The following is a 21,210-nucleotide window of genomic DNA, read 5'->3' on the forward strand; positions in this document are numbered from 1 at the left end:
TTCACATTACAATGAATTACATTTGATTTCGTTTTGAAAAAAAGTTAAAATCATCAAGAAATTTCTTGACTATTTATCAGATTTTGTTATCTTTACATTTCTATGTGGCGCTTTAGCTCAGTCGGTAGAGCAACGGACTGAAAATCCGTGTGTCCCCAGTTCGATTCTGGGAGGCGCCACTTTAAGCTCCTGATGACGATCAGGAGCTTTTTTTTTGCCCCCCTGCCGGTCCATACCCTTTTGCTTTTATCAAATAAGAGGAATAAATATACGTTCTTTCTGTTATAGTAACCCTGTCTCTAATAGACGGGAGCAATGGAGTTAGGGTCTCCTTGTTGAATCCTTTAATAGAGTAGAGGTTGCTCGGAGGTTACGGATATGAAGATAAAAGCGATTATACTATTTGCTCTGATACTGTTTGTGACGGCGGTGCAGGCACAGGTGGTTCCCAACGAGGGTGAAGCTGTTGTAAATGGAGATGTTTCGGAATGGACATCTGATGACTATGCCGTTGATCTTTTAAAAGCCTGGGGCAAGGAAAAGCTGGGTGAATTGTATCTGCGTTATGATTGCGCGGACCAGGTCATGTATGTTTATGTTAAGATGACAGAGGGTGAATATGTTCAGGTTCAAAGCGGAGATGAGGTCTATATTAAGGTCAATGGTAGCAAACGCGTCTCAAGTGACGATGCTTCGTTTGCCTGGGTGGCGTTAGACGATAATCAGGCACAGGGCTGGGAAGCATCTTTTACCCTGACTGAAGGCGCTTTTTCTTTTGATATACACACCAATGTCTGGCAGGATAATGAATCTCAAACCATGGGCTATAAAGATTTTGATGTGCTCATTGAATGTGAATATGATTACGGTGACGCCACGGGCACGCCTCCGGCGTATAATGTGATGGATCAGAACAGAATCCGACTGGGCGGCACAGTGGACAATGAAACAGAACAGCAGGAAGACGGTTTTTGCGCCGGCGGTGACGACGCGCTTGACGGCAATGATGATGAAGATGGAGTAACATTCAAAGAAAACGGTGTCGAGCTGGCGTTCAATAACTATATTATGAGCTTTCAAAAAGGCAAGACCATGCAGGTGAGTGTAAACGTTTTTAATCAATCCGGAAAAGATGCTGTTCTGCGCGCCTGGGTTGATTATAACGGTGACGGGGATTTTCGGGACGATCAGGAGGATATCATCAATACGAGTTTTAATCACGGGACCGAGACGGTCTATAATACAAAATTTATCGTGCCGAATGAATCCTTTGTGGTTGAGGATCAAACCGTATTTTTCAGATTTCGTCTGCAGGCGGTCGGGGCTACTGTACAGACCAACAATACCACAGGAGAAGCATCGACTGTGCTTGGCGCTGAAAATCTTGCGGCCGTTGAAAACACAGTCGATTCAGAAGGGCGCGGCGGTTACGGGGAGGTCGAAGACTATGGCGTTCAGTTCACCGGCAGCCCTATTGCTGTTGTATTGTCGCAATTAGCAGCAGACGTTGAAAATGACCTGGTGCATGTCAGATGGACTGCTGAATCCGAAGTGGATCATGCGGGTTATAATGTATACCGAAGTACAAAACACAATGATGGGTTTGTTAAACTGAATGAAAAGATGATTTTGTCCTCTCTATTTGATCATCGAGGCAGTTCTTATGTCTACAAGGATCAGGTCGCTGAGAACGGTGAGTATTTTTACCGGCTGGAAGCCGTGAATCTGGACGGAACATCAAAGCTTTACGGACCTGTAACTATCAAAGTTTCCGGATTGTCCGTTACCTCGGTAGAAGATCAGTTGTTGACTGAATCCTTCAAGCTGAACAAAAATTACCCGAACCCATTCAATCCGGTGACCACGATTTCCTTTAATCTGCCGAGTCAGGAAAATATTGATCTTCGGGTCTATGACATTCAGGGCCGGCTGGTCAACACGCTTGTGTCCGGCAGCCTGTCCGCCGGTGAGCACCGTATCGTCTGGGATGCAACCAGCCAGACTGGCGAGCCGGTTGCCAGCGGAGTTTATTTTTACCAATTAACCTCCGAATCGTTCAACGATACACGTCAGATGACGTTGATCCGTTAACGTTCATACGCGTGCCATGCCTCCCCGGGCATGGCACGCTTTTCAGGGGCGTGTTTTTATTGAATGAAACAGAGTGACGCATGGATAATCTCAGCCATTGAAAAGAGGGGCGGGAGAGAGGTTGTGATTCTTTTCGGGGATGGCTTTTGCTGTTGAGACTTTATAAAAAAATGATTATATTTTATTAAAATGTCTAATCATGTACCCCGTCGTATCCCTGGAAAACAGGAAAATTCCGAGTTCAATATCCGAATCTACAGCGGCACTGAAATAAAGAGGGAGTCATTAATGAGTCAAACACCGTTGGTTTCAAATTCACGTCAACAGATTTTGCTGCGTATGGGTGTGGACCGCATGCCGCCCCTTCAGCTTGCTACGGTCAGTATAACCAGCAAGTTTGAAGAAAACACCTTTAACGACCGTGTCATGCGTGAACGTCTGCCCAAGGACGTCTATCGCAAACTGTGTGACACCATCCGTAAGGGCTTTAAACTGGACATGACTATTGCGGACAGCGTGGCGCATGCCATGAAAGAGTGGGCCATCAGCAAGGGGGTTAGTCATTTTACGCACTGGTTCCAGCCGCAGACCGGTCTGACAGCAGAAAAGCATGACGCGTTTTTGGAACTGGATGGCAACAATATGGTGGAACGCTTTCGCGGCAATCATCTGGTTCAGGGCGAACCGGACGCATCATCGTTTCCCAGCGGCGGCGCCCGGTCTACGTTTGAGGCGCGCGGCTATACCATGTGGGATCCTTCCAGTCCGGCGTTCATTATGGAAGGCCCCAAGGGCGGGATTTTGTGTGTGCCGTCTGTGTTTATCAGCTATACCGGCGAAGCCCTTGATAAAAAGACGCCGCTCATTCGTTCCATGCATTCGATCAATGACGCTGCATTGCGGGTGCTTCGGCTGTTCGGCAATACATCTGCGACGCGGGTGACTACTACCCTGGGTACGGAACAGGAATATTTTCTCATCGACAAGGCTTTTTACAATCTGCGTCCGGATCTGCAGATCACCGGCCGCACCCTGCAGGGCGCTCAGCCGCCCAAAGGTCAGCAGATGGACGATCATTATTTCGGCGCCATCAAGGAACGGGTGCTGGCGTTTATGCAGGACGTGGAGGAAGAATACTATAAACTCGGTATTCCGGCCAAAACGCGTCATAATGAAGTGGCGCCGCATCAATATGAAGTCGCGCCCATTTTTTCAGAGAGCAATGTGGGAGCCGACCGCAACCAGATCATGATGGAAGTGCTGAAAAAAGTCGCCAATCGTCACGGTCTGGCGGTGCTGATGCACGAAAAACCGTTTGCCGGCATCAACGGCAGCGGCAAGCACAACAACTGGTCCATGCAGGATTCGGACGGCCGGAATCTGCTGGATCCGGGCGATACCCCGGAGAAAAATTTGCAGTTTCTGTTTTTTCTGATTGCCACATTAAAGGCGGTGCACCGATACGGCGATCTGCTGCGCATGTCCGTGGCATCCGCCGGCAATGACCACCGTCTGGGCGCTAACGAAGCGCCGCCGGCCATTATGTCCGTGTTCCTGGGCGAACGCCTGAACACCATTCTGGATGACCTCAAAGAGGGGCGTAAAAGTCGCAAAACCGAGGATTATATTATCGATCTCGGCGTCAGCAACCTGCCGTCGATTTTTCGCGATTACACGGACCGCAACCGCACCTCGCCGTTTGCGTTTACCGGACAGAAATTTGAGTTCCGCGCTGTGGGTTCTTCCGCCTCTGTGTCTCTGGCCAATACGGTGTTGTCCGCTGCTGTAGCTGAATCCAGTCACAATCTCTGCGATCAGATCGAAACCAAAATGCAGGGCGGGGCCGATTTGAACGATGCTGTGCTGGCGGTCCTGCAGCAGTCGGTGCGGGAAACCGAGACTGTTCGTTTTGAAGGCAACAATTACGACCGTGCCTGGGAAAACGAAGCAGAAAAACGAGGATTGCCGAATGTCAAGCGCACCGGATATGCTCTGGATGCTCTGGTGGATCTCAAGAATATCAAGATGCTGATAGACCAAAAAGTGTTTACCGAAAAGGAAATTCGCGCCCGCTATAACATCAAACTGGAACAATATATCACCACATTGGAGATCGAAGCCGAAGCGTTTTGCGATTTGATCGAGACGCGGGTGCTTCCGGCTGCGCTGAACTATCAGAACCAGCTGGCGCAGACCGTAGCTTCACTGGTGCAGGTGGAACAGGTGATTGCCGGTGTATCGATTGAGCCGCAGAAAAAGCTGCTCAAGGCGATGTCTGAACAGATTGATCTGTTGATGAACGGCGTGAAGCAATTGAAGGAAATACGCCGCAAGGCGGATACGATCGATGATCTGTCGAAGCAGGCCAGATTTGTTGCTGATCAGCTGGTGGATGCTCTGGAAACTGTGCGAAAGCCCGCGGATGAACTGGAACGACTGGTTCCGGATGCCGAGTGGCCGCTGCCCAAATACCAGGAAATGTTGTTTATCATGTAAAAACGGAAACATATTTTGTCCTATCAAGTAAAAAATCTTGACTGGGATAAAAATTATAATTAAATTAACAAACTGAATAATGATGGGTTGACTTATGGCAAAGAAAAAAACACAACAGAATAAGGCGCTCGGAACGCGGAATTATGTGATATTTGGTATCGCGGTTCTGCTGTTAGTCGCGGGCTATGTGATTATGGCGCAGGGTTCCACCAACAGTGCCGCAGCGCTGACGGTCGCGCCGATTCTACTGGTGATTGCGTATTGTGTGCTTGTTCCGATTGCAATTTTGCTGAAACCCAAAAAGTCTTTGGGCGATTAGCTCAGCTGGTTCAGAGCACCTGCCTTACAAGCAGGGGGTCACTGGTTCGAATCCAGTATCGCCCACTGCGGAAAAAAAGCTTGCGATTGGATAGAATATTTACTATTTTTTCAAGCTTTCATATACGGGGTCGTAGTGCAGTTGGTTAGCACACCGGCCTGTCAAGCCGGAGGTCGCGGGTTCAAGTCCCGTCGGCCCCGCATTAATAGGAGAATCATTTTTTGGTTCTCCTATTTTTGTTTATAGTGAAGAGATATTTTCATTGGTGCGGGCGCAGCTGTTTAGCACATCCCGATGCTCGGGAAGGTCGCGCAAGTCGGGTTCGGCCCAGCCCGAAGGAGGACCCCCAACGGTCCTCCTTTTTTTGTTAGGCTAAAAAAGGGGGTCTATGTATTATACTTATATTTTAGAAAACGCTCAGGGGGTTTACTACATTGGACAAACGAATAACCTTAAAGAAAGAATAAAGCGTCATAATCGTGGTGGATCGCAATATACCCGTGGTAAGGGTCCCTGGCGGCTTGCTTATTATGAAGAATTGCCGGACAGATCGAGTGCAGTAAAACGCGAGAAGGAGTTAAAAGCGATCAGGAACAAGAAAGTGTTAAAAGAAATAATCGAGCAAAAGAATGGTTAGCACATCCCGATGCTCGGGAAGGTCGCGCAAGTCGGGTTCGGCCCCGCATTAATAGGAGGATCCATACGGGTCCTCCTGTTTTTGTTTATAGGCGAAAGGATTCTCTTTTTAATTCTTCCCTCTGTTAATTCCATTGCCCTGGTTTCAAACCTGTTCGTTTTGGAACTCTTTGCAAAACTTTTTCGCGTTCTCTGGCCTGTCTGTTGTTTTCTCATCCGAAGCACCTGTTTTGCTGCCCGTTTCAAGGTTTTACGGGAGAATGAGAGGAGTGCATTTGAAGCAATGTTTAATGCACCAGCCCGGCTTAAGACTTGATGTTAAATACAATATTTATAATAAATCGTCAGGTCTTCACTACAAGGGGTTTGAAAATACGTTTCATTGTAAATAATGAACTTGAAAAAATGACCAAAACAGGAAACAATAGTCGAACTTGCCGGCATAGAGGATAGCGGTTTCGATGATGCATTGCTACCCGTAGTTTTGGTTTTATTGAGAATTCTCTAGAAATTAGCGAAATGGAAAAAGAAAAGAGGGTGTTATAAGAATTATGTCGGCGGTCTTGCCGGTATACTCATGAATTGTTTGACATCCAAGGCTGTTCAGAAAACCGGTTGTTCAACGGCTGCAACGACAGCACAATGTTAGATATGAATAACATAAAGGAGGAGATATAATGAGTGAACATAAAAAATGTCCGGTAACGGGCGCGGTCGCAAAGCGGGGCAGCGGTGGCGGTATGACAAACCGGGACTGGTGGCCGAACCAGTTGAATCTGAGCATTCTGCATCAGCATTCAACGCTGTCCAATCCCCTGGGCGAGGGATTTAACTATGCTGAGGAATTCAAGAAACTGGACCTGAATGCCATAAAACAGGATCTTTACGCTTTAATGACCGATTCGCAGGACTGGTGGCCGGCGGATTACGGTCATTACGGCGGGTTGTTTATCCGTATGGCCTGGCACAGCGCCGGTACTTATCGTATGGGTGACGGTCGTGGCGGCGCGGGGTCCGGTACCCAGCGGTTTGCGCCGCTGAACAGCTGGCCGGACAATGCCAATCTGGACAAAGCGCGTCGGTTGCTGTGGCCGATCAAGCAGAAATATGGCAGTAAAATTTCCTGGGCCGATCTGATGATTCTGGCCGGCAATTGCGCTCTGGAATCTATGGGATTCAAGACATTCGGGTTTGCCGGCGGACGCGAGGATGTATGGGAGCCGGAAGAAGACGTATACTGGGGATCGGAAGCCGAATGGCTGGGCGACAAGCGCTACAGCGGGGACCGTGATCTTGAAAATCCGCTCGCCGCGGTGCAGATGGGATTGATCTATGTGAATCCGGAAGGTCCGAACGGCGAACCGAACCCGGTGGCCTCAGGTCGGGATATTCGCGAGACCTTTGCGCGTATGGCGATGAACGATGAAGAGACCGTGGCCCTGGTGGCCGGGGGACACACGTTCGGCAAATGCCACGGCGCCGGCGATCCCGCGCATGTGGGACCTGAACCCGAAGCAGCTGCTATCGAAGAGCAGGGACTGGGCTGGAAGAGCCGTCACGGCAGCGGTAAAGGCGATGATACCATCACCAGCGGTCTGGAAGGCGCCTGGACACCGAATCCGATTCAGTGGGATATGGGTTATTTTGATATGTTGTTCGGGTACGAATGGGAACTCACCAAGAGTCCCGCCGGAGCCTGGCAGTGGTCGCCTAAAAATTTAAAGGATAAAGATCTGGCGCCCGCCGCGCATGATGCGGAACAAAAGGTGCCGACTATGATGTCCACGGCGGATATGGCGCTGCGCATGGATCCGGTTTATGAGCCCATTGCCAGACGCTTCCACAAGAATCCGCAGGAATTTGCAGATGCCTTTGCCCGCGCCTGGTTCAAACTGACGCACCGTGACATGGGTCCGCGCTCGCGTTACCTGGGGCCGGAAGTGCCGGAAGAGGAACTCCTCTGGCAGGACCCGGTTCCGACGGTGGATCACGAGCTGATCGATGATGAGGACGTTGCCGAGCTCAAGAACCGGATACTCAAGTCGGGATTCTCTGTAGCTCAACTGGTGTCGGCGGCCTGGGCGTCGGCATCGACGTTCCGCGGCTCTGACAAACGCGGCGGCGCCAATGGCGCGCGCATCCGGCTGGCGCCGCAAAAGGACTGGTCGGTGAACCAGCCGGTCATGCCGGCGATCAAAAAGCTGGAGGATATACAGCAAACATTTAATAACGAACAGTCCGGCGGAAAAAAAGTATCGCTGGCTGATGTGATCGTTCTCGCCGGATGTGCCGGCGTGGAAGAGGCGGCCCGGAATGCCGGACAGGATGTGACGGTGCCGTTTACCCCGGGGCGCACGGATGCATCGCAAGAACAGACCAAAGTCGAATCCTTTACCGTACTCGAGCCGGCTGCAGACGGATTCCGCAATTACACGAAAGCAAAATATGCCGTACCTGCGGAACAGCTGCTGATCGATCGCGCGCAGCTGCTGACCCTGACGGCGCCCGAAATGACCGTGCTTCTCGGCGGACTGCGCGTGCTGAACGCCAACTTTGAACAATCAGCGCACGGTGTGTTCACCAACCGGCCGGAAACGCTCAGCAATGATTTTTTCATTAATTTGCTCGATATGTCTACCGAGTGGAAACCGGCATCAAAAGACAAAGATGTGTACGAGGGACGTGATCGCAAAACCGGTGCGGTCAAATGGACGGCCACGCGTGTCGATCTCGTTTTTGGCTCAAACTCGCAGCTGCGGGCTTTGGCGGAAGTTTATGCGAGTGATGATCAAAAATTTGTAAATGATTTTGTTGATGTGTGGAACAAGGTTATGAATCTGGACCGGTTTGATCTGCGTTGAGCGTGGTGCAGACCTATCTGGAAACCGAACACATGCTTGAAAAGATTCTCAAAAATTATTCAGAATACGATTACTGTTTCTGGAAAGTCCTGAATAAAGTGGATTGAGAATTTCTGGGCATCGCCGGAGTACTCTAACAGAAGATTGAAGGTACGGCGGAGACAGAGATATCCTATCGGATCATGCGCAGGTATTGGAATAACGGCTATGCAACAGAAGCAGCCGGGGCATGCAAAGAGTACGGAACGAACATATTAGGCAGGAAAAGGCTCATATCTCTGATCCGTCCGGGAAATATCGCTTCGAAACGGGTGGCCGAAAAGCTGGGCACCAGCGCATCGGAAATGGTTATTTTTGAGGGTGCTGAACATGTGCTTTATCTTTAGAAAAATAAAATAAGACGTTTTGCTGCAGGGAAACACAATTCTAAATATGTTTACAGAAAATCTGAGTTTTAATTGTTTGGAACTATATATTTGAAAATTCAGTCATGAAACAGTTTCCGGAAAAGCGGCCGTGTTAACAGAGTTTTCCGTTTCGATAGATATATTGAATTTATTAATCGCAAAAAGGAGTGTCCATGGAGATTCGTGAAACCACAGATTCGGATACTGGAAACATGTTATGGGTCGAAAAAAGAGCCTTTGGGGAGGACGAAGAGGCCAATCTCGTAAACGATCTTTTGGCAGATGCGAGCGCCAGGCCGCTTTGCTCCCTGCTTGCATTTGATGGAGACAGAGCCGTTGGTCATATTTTTTTCACCGCCGGGCGGCTGGAAAACGGTCCGCAGAGCGCTGTTGTATCCATATTGGCGCCGCTGGCGGTCATTCCGGAGTATCAAAAACAGGGGATCGGCGGCCAGCTCATCGAACGCGGACTGCAGTTGCTGACCGGGTCCGATGTCGATCTGGTGTTTGTGCTCGGACACCCGGAGTATTATCCGCGTCACGGGTTCAAGCCGGCGGGCGTGCAGGGATTTGAGGCACCTTATCCGATCCCGGACAAAGACGCGGATGCCTGGATGGTTCAGGAGCTGCAGCCGGGTGTGATCGGCCGGGTGTCCGGCCGGGTTCGCTGTGCAGAGATGTTGGATAAACCCGAATATTGGCAGGAATAAGCGTATACATGCTTTGAACAAAAAATCAATGTGCCCCTGGCGCCTATTACAAAGAGGGTTGTTGTGACCCTGGAAATGTTTAAAGAGCAAATTGACTGGCTGCTGCAGGGCGATCCTTCGATCCGCTATTAGGTTCTGCGGGATTTGACCGATGCCCCGGAACCCGATGTGCAGCGCGAACAGCGGAGAATCCTTAAAGCGGGCTGGGACAGGCAGCTGCTGGAGCTTCAGGATGAAACCGGAACCTGGTCCCAGGCTCTGTATTCGCCCAAATGGACGTCGACGTTTTACACCCTGCTGCTGTTGAAGCGGCTGGGGGCGGGACCGGAACCGGCGCTGCAGAAAGCCTGCCGGGTGCTGCTGGACAAAGGATTTTACGAAAAAGACGGCGGTATCAATTACTGGAAGACCTGGAAACAAGGCGAATGCTGTGTTATTTTCAGATTGACGATCCCCGCATGCACCGTATGCTGGAATATTTGTTCACCATGCAAATGAACGATCAGGGCTGGAATTGTGAACGTCCCCGGGGCGCGACGCATAGTTCGTTTCACACCACAATTTCGGTGCTGGAAGGGTACGCGGATTTGCACGGATTGCTATCATAGGTCAAGTCAATATCCTGCAATACTCGCCGTCCCTCCGATTCACGATTCCTCAATCCCGAATCTCCCAATGTCCGCGGGGCAAAAAACTAAAAAATCCTTTTGATTTTACAGGAATAATCGCTTAATTTCAAAAAATTGTTCAGTCACGCGTAAAAAACCGGGAGAACCTATGTACTGGCATTTAATCGTTATTCTGGTCTATTTTCTCATTCTGCTTGGCATTAATATTCATCGATCCAGAAAGATCAAGAGTCATGATGATTATATGGTTGCAGGACGCTCTCTGTCCATCCATGTGATGGTATTCACTCTGATTGCCACATGGATCGGCTCGGGGACGTTTATTGCCGGCGCCGAGTATGCGTTCAAGGCGGGGTTCAGCTCGCTCTGGATGCCTGCCGGCGCGTGGGCCGGTATCCTTGTTATTTATTTTTTGGCGGCCAAGATCCGAACATTCGGACAGTACACCGTCGGCGATATTCTGCACGTCCGCTATGGTAAATTTGCCAGATTGTTTGGCTCTATTGCCATTATCATTGCTTTTACCACGATTGTCAGTTATCAGTACCGGGCGGGCGGCTATATTTTGAATATTGTAACGAACGGGGATATCTCGGTTGCGACCGGTCAGGCGATCAGCGCATTTTTTATTATCATATTTACCGCGCTGGCGGGCATGGTGTCTGTGGCGCATACAGATTTGTACAATGGTATTTTGATCGTCGTGGCCTGTATTGTATCCGCGCCGTTTGTCATTATGAATGCCGGGGGATTGGAACAGGCGCACGCGGTGCTGCCAGCGGGTCATTTTGAGCTGTTCAGCTCGGATTTCGGCGAATATCCGGCATTAAAGGCGTTCGGATTTTTCTTTGCGACTCTGATGCTGCTGATGGGCGAACAGTCCATGTATCAAAAGTTTTATTCGGCAAAAAAACCCGGTGATGCCCGGACCGCAGCCGGATTGTGGATTATCGGTACTATTGTGGTCGAGGTGGTTGTGGTGGTCATTGCCATTTTTGCCGCTGTTAAATTCTGGGGCCAGGATATCGATCCCGCCTCGATTGTCATTCTGGCGGCCAATAACATGGTGCCCGCGCCGGTCGGATTGCTGCTGCTGGCAGCGGCCTGGGCCGTGCTGGTGTCCACGGGTATGAATTTCCTGTTGTCGCCGACGACCAATATCATGCGTGATATTGTGGATAAAACATTTCATAAAAAGCTGCCGGAACACCGGAAAATTATCACACAAAAAATACTGGTTCTGGTTTTAGGAATCTGTGCATTTGCTATGGTGTTTATACCCACGGTTTTGAATAAACCCATTTCCGTATTAAAATACGCCTATTTTGCCTATACCCTGTACGGGGTCTCGATTACACCGGTTTTACTGGCTGCATTGTCATGGAAACGGGCGACCAAAGCAGCCGGGATCACCTCGATTGTATTGGGAGCCAGTTTGGCGTTGTTTTTCGAATTCATTGCGCCCTTTGCAACGCCGGGTATTATTATAGACGGCGATCCCTGGGGCATTCCGTCTATTTTTATCTGTCTCTTCTTTTCAGTGGGGTCACTGGTTGGGGTCAGTCTGCTGACGCCCAAACCGGAGGATGTGGTGTTGAACGAGATATTCAACTGATTATCTCTAATTTTTATGAATTGTTTGTTTTTAAATCATTCTTTTGTTTTATGCTTTGCTGAGTGTGTTGCTTTTGTATCCTCTAAGATATCGATCCCGGCAGTCTCTGACAGTACGTACCCGGGTACGTACTGTTCGGAGGGATTTGAGGAAACTACGAGCTACGGTATGATCGGATATGAGGTCCCGCATCGGCTTTATCCCGCAGGATACCATGTATCGCCGGATCAGCCGCTGCTGTTTGTTCATCTTGCTTTGCAAAAAAACTATATTGCTTTATATCACATGGGGTTATATGTCATACCGGAGCTGCTGGAGTGGTTTAAGACGGAATATGCAAAGCACAGCCGCTACAAGCTGGATATGGGCAAGAGCTGTATTCGCTTTAAAAGGCTGGGTGTGATTCCGTTTAAACTTGTCGGTGTGCTGATGAGCAAAATATCGGTTCAAGACTGGATCAATATTTATGAACAACAACATAAACGCTAAACCGGCGGCTGCCGATTGCAATCGGGTAATTTTATCTATATATTTTAAATTGGCAATTTTAACAGAAAACAATGGCAAGTGCAGGGTATTGAACTCATTTGATCCGAGAAATATAAATGATTGATGTGAAAAAGCGACAGGATAACGACATGCTTTATGAGATTCAGAAAAAAGACATTCCTAAAGCCGGTGTTGTACTGGCCGATGCGTTCCAGTTCGATCCGCTTTGGAACAAGATATTTGAAGGAGAAGCAAACCTGGAAGCAAAATTCCGCGCCTGTTTTGAAACACCGGTGCGGTTTTGTTACAAATACGGCGAGGTCTATGCGCCGTCGGACAACCTGGAAGGCATTGCCGCTTATGTCCCGGGGAGTCATTCGAACATGACACCCTGGCGCATGCTGTTGAGCGGCGCTTTTCTGTCCGGGATGAGAATGGGGACCCATGTCGGGAGAAAAATGGCGCCTGTGTTCAAACCGCTGGATCAGGATCGCAAACAGCATATGAAAAACAAAGAGTTTCTCTATCTCTTTATCATCGGTGTATCCACGGCTCATCAGGGAAAGGGTTACGGCGGAAAAATGCTGCGGCATTTGATCGAGCAAAGCGATTCAGCTGGAATTCCCATCTATCTGGAAACCGAAACCAGAGACAATGTCGCGATGTATGAAACATTCGGGTTCAGGGTATTGAAAAATGGCATCCTGCCGATGATCGATCAGCCCATGTGGGAGCTGCTGAGGGAACCACGCTGAAGAAATCCAGGCTAACGCATTGGTTGTAAAAACCTGTCGCCTTTTTCCCGCGTTCCTTTACAATAAAACCGCGTGCCGTGCGTTTAATCTGTTGAATGTTCATGTTCATACGGAGGCGGATATGCGGAATTTTTACAGTTGTGTTCTGGGGGTGATTGTTATTGGTTTAGGCGGTTTTGCCGTTCGCGGACAGGCGGCGGGGGAAATCCATTATACGTTTGTACATACAGAGGATATCGGTCATATTGCGGTGCGCCTTGAAATGCCGGACACCCCGCGCTATTCCGAGGGGGCGCCGGTGGTTGTTGAGGTGTCCACCTGGTTTGTCATGTATAACGAATTTCACCGGGTGAACGATACGCGGCGCATCGGCGCGGTGACGGTGTCGTATTTGTGGCCGGGACGCCGGGACGCGGCAACCGGGATGCAGAGTGACGGCGAATACGATTACGGCGGACCGGATTGTCTGGCCGCGCTGCGCGATGTCATCCGGTTTGCCGCCGGCCAAATGCCGGACACGTCCGGACTTTATATCGATGATTACACCGACATGACGGTGCTTACCGGCAATCTGGGGTTGTTTGCCTCGTCGCACGCCGGGGTGATGGGCACCAATGTGCTGGCGTATTTCGGGCATGAACTGCCGGCTGTGGATTATTTCATCGGACGCGAAAACCCCACCCGCGACGAAATGTATCCCCTGGAACTCGGCCATTTCGAGGGCGCGCCGCGTCAGTCCAGCAAAGTGCGCAATCCGTTTTTCAATGAGGCGGACTATAGCCCGGATACGGTGCAGGTGGATTATTCGACCCTGGACTGGTACGGGCCGGAGGGCAATGACGGCCGGCCGTATTTCAAAGGAACGGATTCCAAACCGGAATATATCATGGCGCCGGACAAGAATCCGACCCTGTGGGGCAAACGCTGTTATTCGCGCGCTCTGACGCGTGCGCTGCTGGACAACGGTGTGTTTACCCTGCAGGACTGGCCTGCGGATGTGGCCAAGCCTCGGGAGGCGGATGCCTGGTGGGAGTACCGGACCACGGTGGACAATTATCCGTTGATCGGCGAGTATCAGTCCGGCCTGAAAGTGATGCTGGTGTTTTCGCGCTATGATCATGTACAGGCGGCGGACAGTAAACCGCATATTCATCAGGCCTGGGACGGGTTTTGGCATACCGCCGGACTTTGGGTGCGTATGAATCCGGACCGCTGTTATGCGCAATCGGTGAACCCGGATTATCGGACCGCGTTTCCCGACAATCCGGCCAATCACGAGCCGGACGACTGGTTCACGATCGAGGAGTGGGGCTTTCCTGCGGACAATCGGGTGCGCAAAGATATCTGGCTGGCATCGGTGGCGGAAATGGCGGACCGGGTATACAGCAATGACTGGCGGTCCGATCTGGACCAGCCCGTGCGGCCGGTGCTGGTGGAAGAGGCCGTCAGCGCCGTTCAAAGTGTGGAATCCGCGCCCGGCGGCATGTGTGCGCTGATCGACAATTATCCGAATCCGTTCAATCCGGCAACCGTGATCCGGGTGTCTGTAGAAAAGTCGGAGCCGGTTGATATTACGGTCTGGAATATCCGCGGACACTGCGTGGCACGGCTGCATGACGGCTATCTGTCTGCGGGTGCGCACCGGTTTGTCTGGGAGGCGCATGGAATGCCGGTGGGCGTTTATTTCTGTCGGATGGACGGTGCGTCGGTGTCGGCATCACAGCGCATGCTGCTGGTGAAATAAATGCTGTGCAGCAAAAGGCTGATTAGCCTCTTTTTGTATTCACGGTCTTTTGCTGCACGTTTTTACAGAATTGTTCTGATACGAGTCGGGTCTTGCGCCGCCTTTTCAGTTGTAAATAGCACTCGGATTTGAGCGGACGGTACCGGGCGATCAGGCATATGATGTGCGATGTAATGATGGGGGTATGGCTTCCTGGACACTGAGATCCTGAACGGCAGAACTGGAGCCGCGAGTTTTGCGCTGGGGTGGTGAGCGGATATGGCTATTTGACACTGTTTCTTGTTGTGGACTTGCTTTGAAATATTACGGCCAGGAATTTGTTCCAGTGTTGGAACCTTTTGCAGTTTTGGCGTAAAATAGTAAAGAACTGATAGGATTGACAGGAGGAACGGTAATGTATTTTTTTCATTGGTCCATATTGCTTTTGATTCCGGCTTTGATCTTCACGATCATTGCCCAGATCCGGGTCAAAAGCACATTTGCAAAAATGAGCAAAGTCCGGTCTGCGTCCGGTATGACCGGTCGGCAGGTGGCCGAGGATTTGCTGCGTCGCAATAATATCCATGATGTGCAGGTGGAGCAGGTGTCTGGAAATCTGACGGACCATTATGATTCCAAACACAAAGTATTGCGGCTGTCCGAGGGGGTGTATAACTCGTCGTCGCTCGCCGCGGTGGGCGTGGCGGCGCACGAAACCGGGCATGCCATTCAGCACGCCCGCGCCTATGCGCCGCTGAATATCCGTCACATGATTTTTCCGGTGGCCAATTTTGGCTCAAGATGGGGGATCTGGCTGTTTATCATCGGGATGTTTATTTCCCAGTTTCAGTTTTTAATGGACGTGGGGATTGCGTTTTTCGCCGGTGCTGTATTGTTTCATATTGTCACCCTGCCGGTGGAATTCAATGCCAGCCGCCGGGCGCTGGCGCAGTTGTCGGGCAGCGGATATCTGCGCGAGCAGGAAATCGGTGGCGCGCGTTCCGTTCTGAATGCGGCCGCACTGACCTATGTAGCGGCTGCCGCTATGGCGGTTTTGCAATTGATCCGCCTGCTGATCCTGCGGGACGAATAAGCGCTTTATACCTGACACTTTATGACAATATGGCACACAGTGATTCGCGGCAGATTTCAATAAAAAATGTCAAGATATTGATAATATTAAATTAAGCAGGGTGTCAACGGCCTTGGCACATTCATTGCATTAATAAAAAATAAAACGTTTTTTAAAAGAGAGGGATCTTTGACTTATGACAGATAAAATTCAAGATAATGAAAAAGAACGGACCTCTTCATGCTGATGAAGCGGAAGAGCAAGGTCAGGAACAGCCCGTGGAAAACGACACAGAAAGGCAGGAAGAACCGGAAAACGAAAAAGACAGCAATTATCTTGAACAACTGCAGCGTTTGCAGGCCGAGTTTTTGAATTATAAAAAGCGTACGGAACAGCGCATGACCGGCATAAAGAAAATATGACCCGGGAGATCGTGGCGCAGTTGCTGCCGGTAATCGATGATTTTGATATATTGTTCACTCACAGTAAAGATGATTCAACGGATAACGTGAGTCTGGACGGGATCAAAATGATATATAACAAACTGCTGGATACCCTGGGCGAGATGGGGCTGGAGCCCATCGAAGCGGAAAACGAAACGTTTAATCCGGCATATCACGAAGCGGTCTTGACCGAAGAGAGCGATAAAGAGGAAGGAACGATTCTCAAGGTCTGGCAGAAAGGTTTTACATTTCGTGATTCTCTGCTTCGGCCTGCAAAAGTCGTCACCGCAAAAGAGAAAGAGGCAGAAAACGATAGCGATGAATAGCAATAAGGATTTATTAAAATATTGGGTGTTCCCAGACTGCGTCTCAGGATGAAATCAAACGCGCCTATCGCCACCTGGCGAAAAAGCATCATCCGGACCGCAATCCCGGCGAAGAAAGCCGTTTTAAAGACATATCCGAGGCTTATTCCGTATTAAAAGACCCGGATAAACGGTCAAAGTACGACCAGATGCGGAAATTCGGCGGCGGATTCGGTGGTCAGGGAAGCAGCCAGGGCGGTCAATATCAGACGAACGGATTTAATTTTGAAGATATGGGTTCTATGTTCGGTGGCGGGTCCAAGCGCGGCGGCGGATTGGGAGTATATTTGATCAATTTTTCGGTGGATCTCCCGGTCAGCAACAGCAACAGCGCTCAGTCAAGGGACAGGATGTGACGGCAGAAGTTACAGTGCCGTTTGATGTGGCGTTAAAGGGCGGAAAGCAGTCGTTTTCCTACAACAACAAACGTCTGTCCGTCAATATCCCCGCCGGAACCGAGGACGGTAAAAAGATACGGCTGCGAGGTCAGGGTCAACAGGGCATGGCCAACGGTCCGGCCGGCGATCTTATCCTCACCATCCGCGTGGCTCCGCATTCGCATTTCAGGCGTGAGGGCCGAAATCTGTACACCAGCAAATCCATCAACATGGTTCAGGCGGCCTTGGGCGGCAAAGTCCGGGTGATGACCTATGACAAAGGCGCGGTGGATTTAAAAATTCCGGAAGGAACGCAGCCTGGAAAACGTTTTAAATTAAAAGAACTGGGACCCGAAATCAACGGGAGGCGAGGAGATTTGTATGTGGATATTCATATCGACGTACCGCGTAATTTAAGCGCCAAAGCAAGAGCCAAACTTGAAGAATTTGCAAAAGCTGCAAATTTGCCCCATTAACGCGCCCCGGATGCGTGCAGCATCTCTCCCGGTCGAAAGCAAAATCAATAATGAAAGGATAACCCATGAAATCAAAAAGAACAATTGCTTTAACAACCGTAGCCGTATTTATTGGTGTGGTCGTTGGGCTCGTATTGTCTTCTAGAATGGATTGGAAACTACCGAGTACGATTTGCGGCTGATCAACAAGCAAAAACCCGCAATGTAAAACTCGGTTCAGATGAACCGATTTCTGAAGAATTGTACGAACTGGATAGGATGAGTAAAGGATTTGCGCAGGTTGCTGATAAAGTCAAATCATCGGTGGTCACCGTCAAATCTACAAAGATGGTTGAACTGCAGCAGCCGGAACTGTTCCGGTACTTTTTTGATCTGCCGGAGAAACAGCCGCGTCAGGGCCTGGGGTCAGGTGTAATTGTTTCCCCGAAGGGATATATTATTACCAACAATCATGTGATTGCCGAAGCCGATGATATTGTAGTAGGCATTGATGAGTGACGAGTACGAAGCTGAAGTGGTTGGTCAGGATTGGGGAGAGTGATATCGCTGTGATCAAGATCGATGCGTCTGGATTGCAGCCTATTAAAATCGGCAATTCCGAGGATCTGCAGGTGGGTGAATGGGTTCTGGCGATCGGGAATCCGTTCAGCGCCCAGCTGGATCAGACCGTAACGGCGGGGATTGTCAGCGCCAAAGGACGAACCGGCCTGACGCGGGGCGAGATCAGTTTTGAGGATTTTATCCAGACGGATGCCGCCATCAATCCCGGCAACAGCGGCGGCGCCCTGGTGAATCTGAAAGGCGAGCTGGTGGGCATCAACACCATGATTTTTTCCCGAACCGGGGGTAATCTCGGCATCGGATTCGCTATTCCCGTCAACTGGGCCAACAATGTGATGGAACAATTGATCACACACGGCAAAGTTTCACGCGGCTGGCTGGGCGTGATGATCAGCAATCTGGATGAAGAAATGGCCGAAGCTTTTAATCTTGAATCCACAGACGGCGCTCTGGTGTCTCAGGTTGTCGATGACAGTCCGGCGCAAAAAGCGGGACTGAAAGAAGGCGATGTGATTATCAAGGTTGAGGACAAAGAGATCAAGAACAGCAATGAACTGGTACAATATATTGCCGGGCTTAAACCGAATACTAAAGTCGATGTTGTGGTCTGGCGCGAAGGTGATGAAAAGAAAATGACGGTCAAACTCGGTGAACGTCCGCAGGGCGGCCGTGTTGAGGAAGAACAGGCCGAGGAAGTTTTCAATCAAATCGGATTGCAGGTATCCAACCTCACACCGCAGGCCGCAAGACAATACGGCTATGAAGGCGAAAAAGGTGTGATCATCAGCGACGTCAAACCGGGTTCGGTGGCCAGCCGGGAAAATATCCGGGTCGGTGACCTGATTATTTCTGTCAATAGAAAACCGGTTAATGATATCAGCGACTTTAATCGTATTCTCAAAGACGCCGGCGCCAATGATGTGGTGCTGTTTAGAATGCGGCGCGGCAATACAAGCTTTTTCACCGCATTGAGAATACCAGACAACGAATAATCGTACAAGACAAAAGGCGCCGGAGATCCGGCGCCTTTTTTTACGGGGTTGACGGTTTGACATCATGTCACACTGACAGAGTGGCAGACCTGAATGACAGGCTTGAAATTGCGCTCTAATTTACCAAAAAAATATAAACAAAATAAAAACAATAGATAAAGTAAGATTGATCGGCCGTAATTAATTATGGCATAGCAGTTGCATGGATATACAGCAAAGAGGATACTAAACTTATAAATATAGAGAAAGGATGTGTTTTTATGGGTAAAGTCATTGGTATTGATCTGGGAACGACAAACTCATGTGTAGCGGTCATGGAAGGCGGAGAATCGACGGTTATCCCCAATGCGGAAGGCGGGCGAACCACACCGTCGATGGTCGCATTCAGCAAAAAAGGAGAACGCCTGGTGGGCCAGGTGGCCAAACGACAGGCGATTACCAATCCGGATAAAACGGTTTATTCGATCAAACGATTTATGGGACGCCGTTATGCTGAAGTCAAGCATGAAATTGAAGAAGTCCCTTATAAAGTGATAAGTGGTCAGAATGACGTGGCGCGTGTCAAAATTGATGATAAAGAATACACACCGCAGGAAATTTCCGCTATGGTGCTGCAGAAAATGAAACAGACCGCGGAAGATTATCTGGGTGAAAAAGTCACCGATGCGGTTGTCACCGTACCGGCCTATTTTAACGACAGCCAGCGTCAGGCGACCAAAGAAGCCGGTGAAATTGCCGGATTGAATGTTCAGAGAATCATCAACGAACCGACCGCCGCCTCTTTGGCGTACGGGCTGGATAAAAAAGCCAATGAGAAAATCGCTGTTTTTGACTTTGGCGGCGGTACGTTTGATATTTCCATTCTGGAAATCGGCGACGGCGTGTTTGAAGTCAAATCCACGAACGGTGATACACACCTGGGTGGAGATGATATTGATCAGCGCATCATTGACTGGATGGTCGACGAATTTTTGAAAAATGAAGGCGTTGACCTGTCCAAGGATCCGATGGCGGTTCAGCGTTTGAAAGAAGCGGCTGAAAAAGCAAAAGTTGAATTGTCCTCGACCGCGCAGACGGACATTAATCTGCCGTTTGTCACGGCAACGGATTCGGGTCCCAAGCACCTGAATTTGACGCTGACGCGTTCCAAGTTCGAACAGCTCTGCGACGATCTGTTTCAGCGAACGGTTGAACCCTGCAAGAACGCGATGAAAGATGCCGGGTTATCCGCCAGCGAGATTGATGAAGTCGTGCTGGTCGGCGGTTCAACAAGAATTCCGAAAATCCAGGAACTGGTCAAAGAAGTGTTTGGCAAAGAGCCGCATAAGGGTGTGAATCCTGACGAAGTGGTGGCGATCGGCGCCGCGATTCAGGGCGGTGTATTGGCCGGAGACGTGTCGGATGTACTTTTGCTTGACGTGACGCCTCTGTCACTGGGTATCGAAACCCTGGGCGGTGTAACCACCAAGCTGATCGAGAAAAACACCACCATCCCGACGCGCAAGTCCGAGGTCTTTTCCACGGCAACGGACAATCAGCCTTCTGTGGAAATTCATGTGGTTACAGGTGAGCGCGAGATGGCGGCGGACAACCGCACGCTCGGACGGTTTCATTTGGACGGCATTCCGCCGGCGCCGCGTGGCGTGCCGCAGATTGAGGTGACGTTTGATATCGATGCAAACGGTATCTTGAATGTGTCCGCCAAAGACAAGGCCACCGGCAAAGAGCAGTCGATCCGCATTGAAGCGTCTACCGGCTTGTCCAAGGACGAAGTGGATAAAATGGTGGATGACGCCAAGGCTCACGCCGCGGAAGATAAACAGCGCAGAGAGATGATCGATCTGCGCAACCAGGGTGATCAGCTGGTGTATCAGACTGAAAAACAGCTGAACGAGAACGGTGACAAGCTGGATGCTGATCTGAAAAACCAGGTTGAAGCCGGAGTCGGACGCCTCAAGGAAGCTCTGAAAACCGAAAACAAGGATGAGATCAAATCGTCAATCGATGCATTGACCCAGGTCATGAGTCAGGCCGGACAAAAGATGTATGAGGCTGCCGGCGCCCAGCAGGGTGCACAACAGGGCGGCGCTCAGCCCGGCGATGAACAGGCAGGCGGCGAACAGAAAACCGATGCTGAAGACGCTGACTATGAAGTGGTCGATGATGATGATAAAAAATAAGTTGTAAAACAAA

Annotated in this window: 19 protein-coding genes, 3 tRNA genes and 1 pseudogene; all 23 read left to right on the top strand. The window is 50.0% G+C overall.

Features of this window, described 5'->3' with window-relative positions; all coding sequences use genetic code 11:
• The first annotated feature begins 106 nt into the window (after nt 1-106).
• Nucleotides 107-179 (top strand) — tRNA-Phe (locus U5R06_23900).
• Nucleotides 180-378: 199 nt separating this feature from the next.
• The gene (locus U5R06_23905; protein ID MDZ7725786.1) at nt 379-2,091 is read left to right on the top strand and encodes a T9SS type A sorting domain-containing protein; all 1,713 of its coding nucleotides are present in this window, start codon (nt 379-381) and stop codon (nt 2,089-2,091) included.
• Nucleotides 2,092-2,379: 288 nt separating this feature from the next.
• Nucleotides 2,380-4,587, top strand: a complete 2,208-nt coding sequence (locus U5R06_23910; protein ID MDZ7725787.1) for a glutamine synthetase III — start codon at nt 2,380-2,382, stop codon at nt 4,585-4,587.
• Nucleotides 4,588-4,681: 94 nt separating this feature from the next.
• On the top strand, nt 4,682-4,906 hold the full coding sequence (locus tag U5R06_23915) for a hypothetical protein (protein ID MDZ7725788.1): 225 nt from the start codon (nt 4,682-4,684) through the stop codon (nt 4,904-4,906).
• Nucleotides 4,897-4,971, top strand: a tRNA-Val gene (locus tag U5R06_23920). Before U5R06_23915 ends, U5R06_23920 begins: the two co-directional genes overlap by 10 nt.
• 61 nt (nt 4,972-5,032) lie before the next feature.
• Nucleotides 5,033-5,106, top strand: a tRNA-Asp gene (locus tag U5R06_23925).
• Nucleotides 5,107-5,294: 188 nt separating this feature from the next.
• Nucleotides 5,295-5,543 (top strand): GIY-YIG nuclease family protein, encoded by a 249-nt coding sequence (locus tag U5R06_23930; protein ID MDZ7725789.1) that lies wholly within the window; start codon nt 5,295-5,297, stop codon nt 5,541-5,543.
• Between the two features lie 676 nt (nt 5,544-6,219).
• Complete coding sequence (katG, locus tag U5R06_23935) at nt 6,220-8,403, top strand: catalase/peroxidase HPI (protein ID MDZ7725790.1); 2,184 nt, start codon at nt 6,220-6,222, stop codon at nt 8,401-8,403.
• Between the two features lie 580 nt (nt 8,404-8,983).
• A complete protein-coding gene (locus U5R06_23940; protein MDZ7725791.1) occupies nt 8,984-9,520 on the top strand; it encodes an N-acetyltransferase in 537 nt (178 codons plus the stop codon).
• 144 nt (nt 9,521-9,664) lie between these two features.
• On the top strand, nt 9,665-10,018 hold the full coding sequence (locus U5R06_23945) for a hypothetical protein (GenBank protein MDZ7725792.1): 354 nt from the start codon (nt 9,665-9,667) through the stop codon (nt 10,016-10,018).
• 279 nt (nt 10,019-10,297) lie between these two features.
• A complete protein-coding gene (locus tag U5R06_23950; protein MDZ7725793.1) occupies nt 10,298-11,764 on the top strand; it encodes a sodium:solute symporter family protein in 1,467 nt (488 codons plus the stop codon).
• Nucleotides 11,765-11,779: 15 nt separating this feature from the next.
• On the top strand, nt 11,780-12,253 hold the full coding sequence (locus U5R06_23955; protein ID MDZ7725794.1) for a DUF1801 domain-containing protein: 474 nt from the start codon (nt 11,780-11,782) through the stop codon (nt 12,251-12,253).
• A gap of 125 nt (nt 12,254-12,378) precedes the next feature.
• Nucleotides 12,379-13,008 carry a GNAT family N-acetyltransferase gene (locus U5R06_23960; protein ID MDZ7725795.1) on the top strand — a complete coding sequence of 210 codons (630 nt, stop codon included), beginning with the start codon at nt 12,379-12,381 and terminating at the stop codon, nt 13,006-13,008.
• 121 nt (nt 13,009-13,129) lie between these two features.
• Nucleotides 13,130-14,752 carry a T9SS type A sorting domain-containing protein gene (locus U5R06_23965; GenBank protein MDZ7725796.1) on the top strand — a complete coding sequence of 541 codons (1,623 nt, stop codon included), beginning with the start codon at nt 13,130-13,132 and terminating at the stop codon, nt 14,750-14,752.
• A gap of 394 nt (nt 14,753-15,146) precedes the next feature.
• Entirely contained in the window at nt 15,147-15,824 is a 678-nt protein-coding gene (locus U5R06_23970) for a zinc metallopeptidase (protein MDZ7725797.1), read from the top strand.
• A gap of 197 nt (nt 15,825-16,021) precedes the next feature.
• On the top strand, nt 16,022-16,225 hold the full coding sequence (locus U5R06_23975) for a hypothetical protein (GenBank protein ID MDZ7725798.1): 204 nt from the start codon (nt 16,022-16,024) through the stop codon (nt 16,223-16,225).
• On the top strand, nt 16,222-16,572 hold the full coding sequence (locus U5R06_23980; GenBank protein MDZ7725799.1) for a nucleotide exchange factor GrpE: 351 nt from the start codon (nt 16,222-16,224) through the stop codon (nt 16,570-16,572). Before U5R06_23975 ends, U5R06_23980 begins: the two co-directional genes overlap by 4 nt.
• Nucleotides 16,573-16,592: 20 nt before the next feature.
• A pseudogene (locus U5R06_23985) lies at nt 16,593-16,760 on the top strand (DnaJ domain-containing protein).
• A complete protein-coding gene (locus U5R06_23990; GenBank protein MDZ7725800.1) occupies nt 16,761-16,967 on the top strand; it encodes a hypothetical protein in 207 nt (68 codons plus the stop codon).
• Nucleotides 16,964-17,464: a J domain-containing protein gene (locus U5R06_23995; protein ID MDZ7725801.1), complete on the top strand. Its 501-nt coding sequence runs from the start codon at nt 16,964-16,966 to the stop codon at nt 17,462-17,464. Before U5R06_23990 ends, U5R06_23995 begins: the two co-directional genes overlap by 4 nt.
• Nucleotides 17,465-17,722: 258 nt before the next feature.
• On the top strand, nt 17,723-17,962 hold the full coding sequence (locus U5R06_24000) for a hypothetical protein (protein ID MDZ7725802.1): 240 nt from the start codon (nt 17,723-17,725) through the stop codon (nt 17,960-17,962).
• Nucleotides 17,963-17,982: 20 nt separating this feature from the next.
• A complete protein-coding gene (locus tag U5R06_24005) occupies nt 17,983-19,017 on the top strand; it encodes a PDZ domain-containing protein (GenBank protein MDZ7725803.1) in 1,035 nt (344 codons plus the stop codon).
• Nucleotides 19,018-19,277: 260 nt separating this feature from the next.
• Entirely contained in the window at nt 19,278-21,197 is a 1,920-nt protein-coding gene (gene dnaK, locus U5R06_24010) for a molecular chaperone DnaK (protein MDZ7725804.1), read from the top strand.
• Nucleotides 21,198-21,210 lie beyond the last annotated feature (13 nt).

The sequence above is a fragment of the candidate division KSB1 bacterium genome, from assembly GCA_034521575.1.
Classification (GTDB): Bacteria; Zhuqueibacterota; Zhuqueibacteria; order Residuimicrobiales; family Krinioviventaceae; genus JAXHMJ01.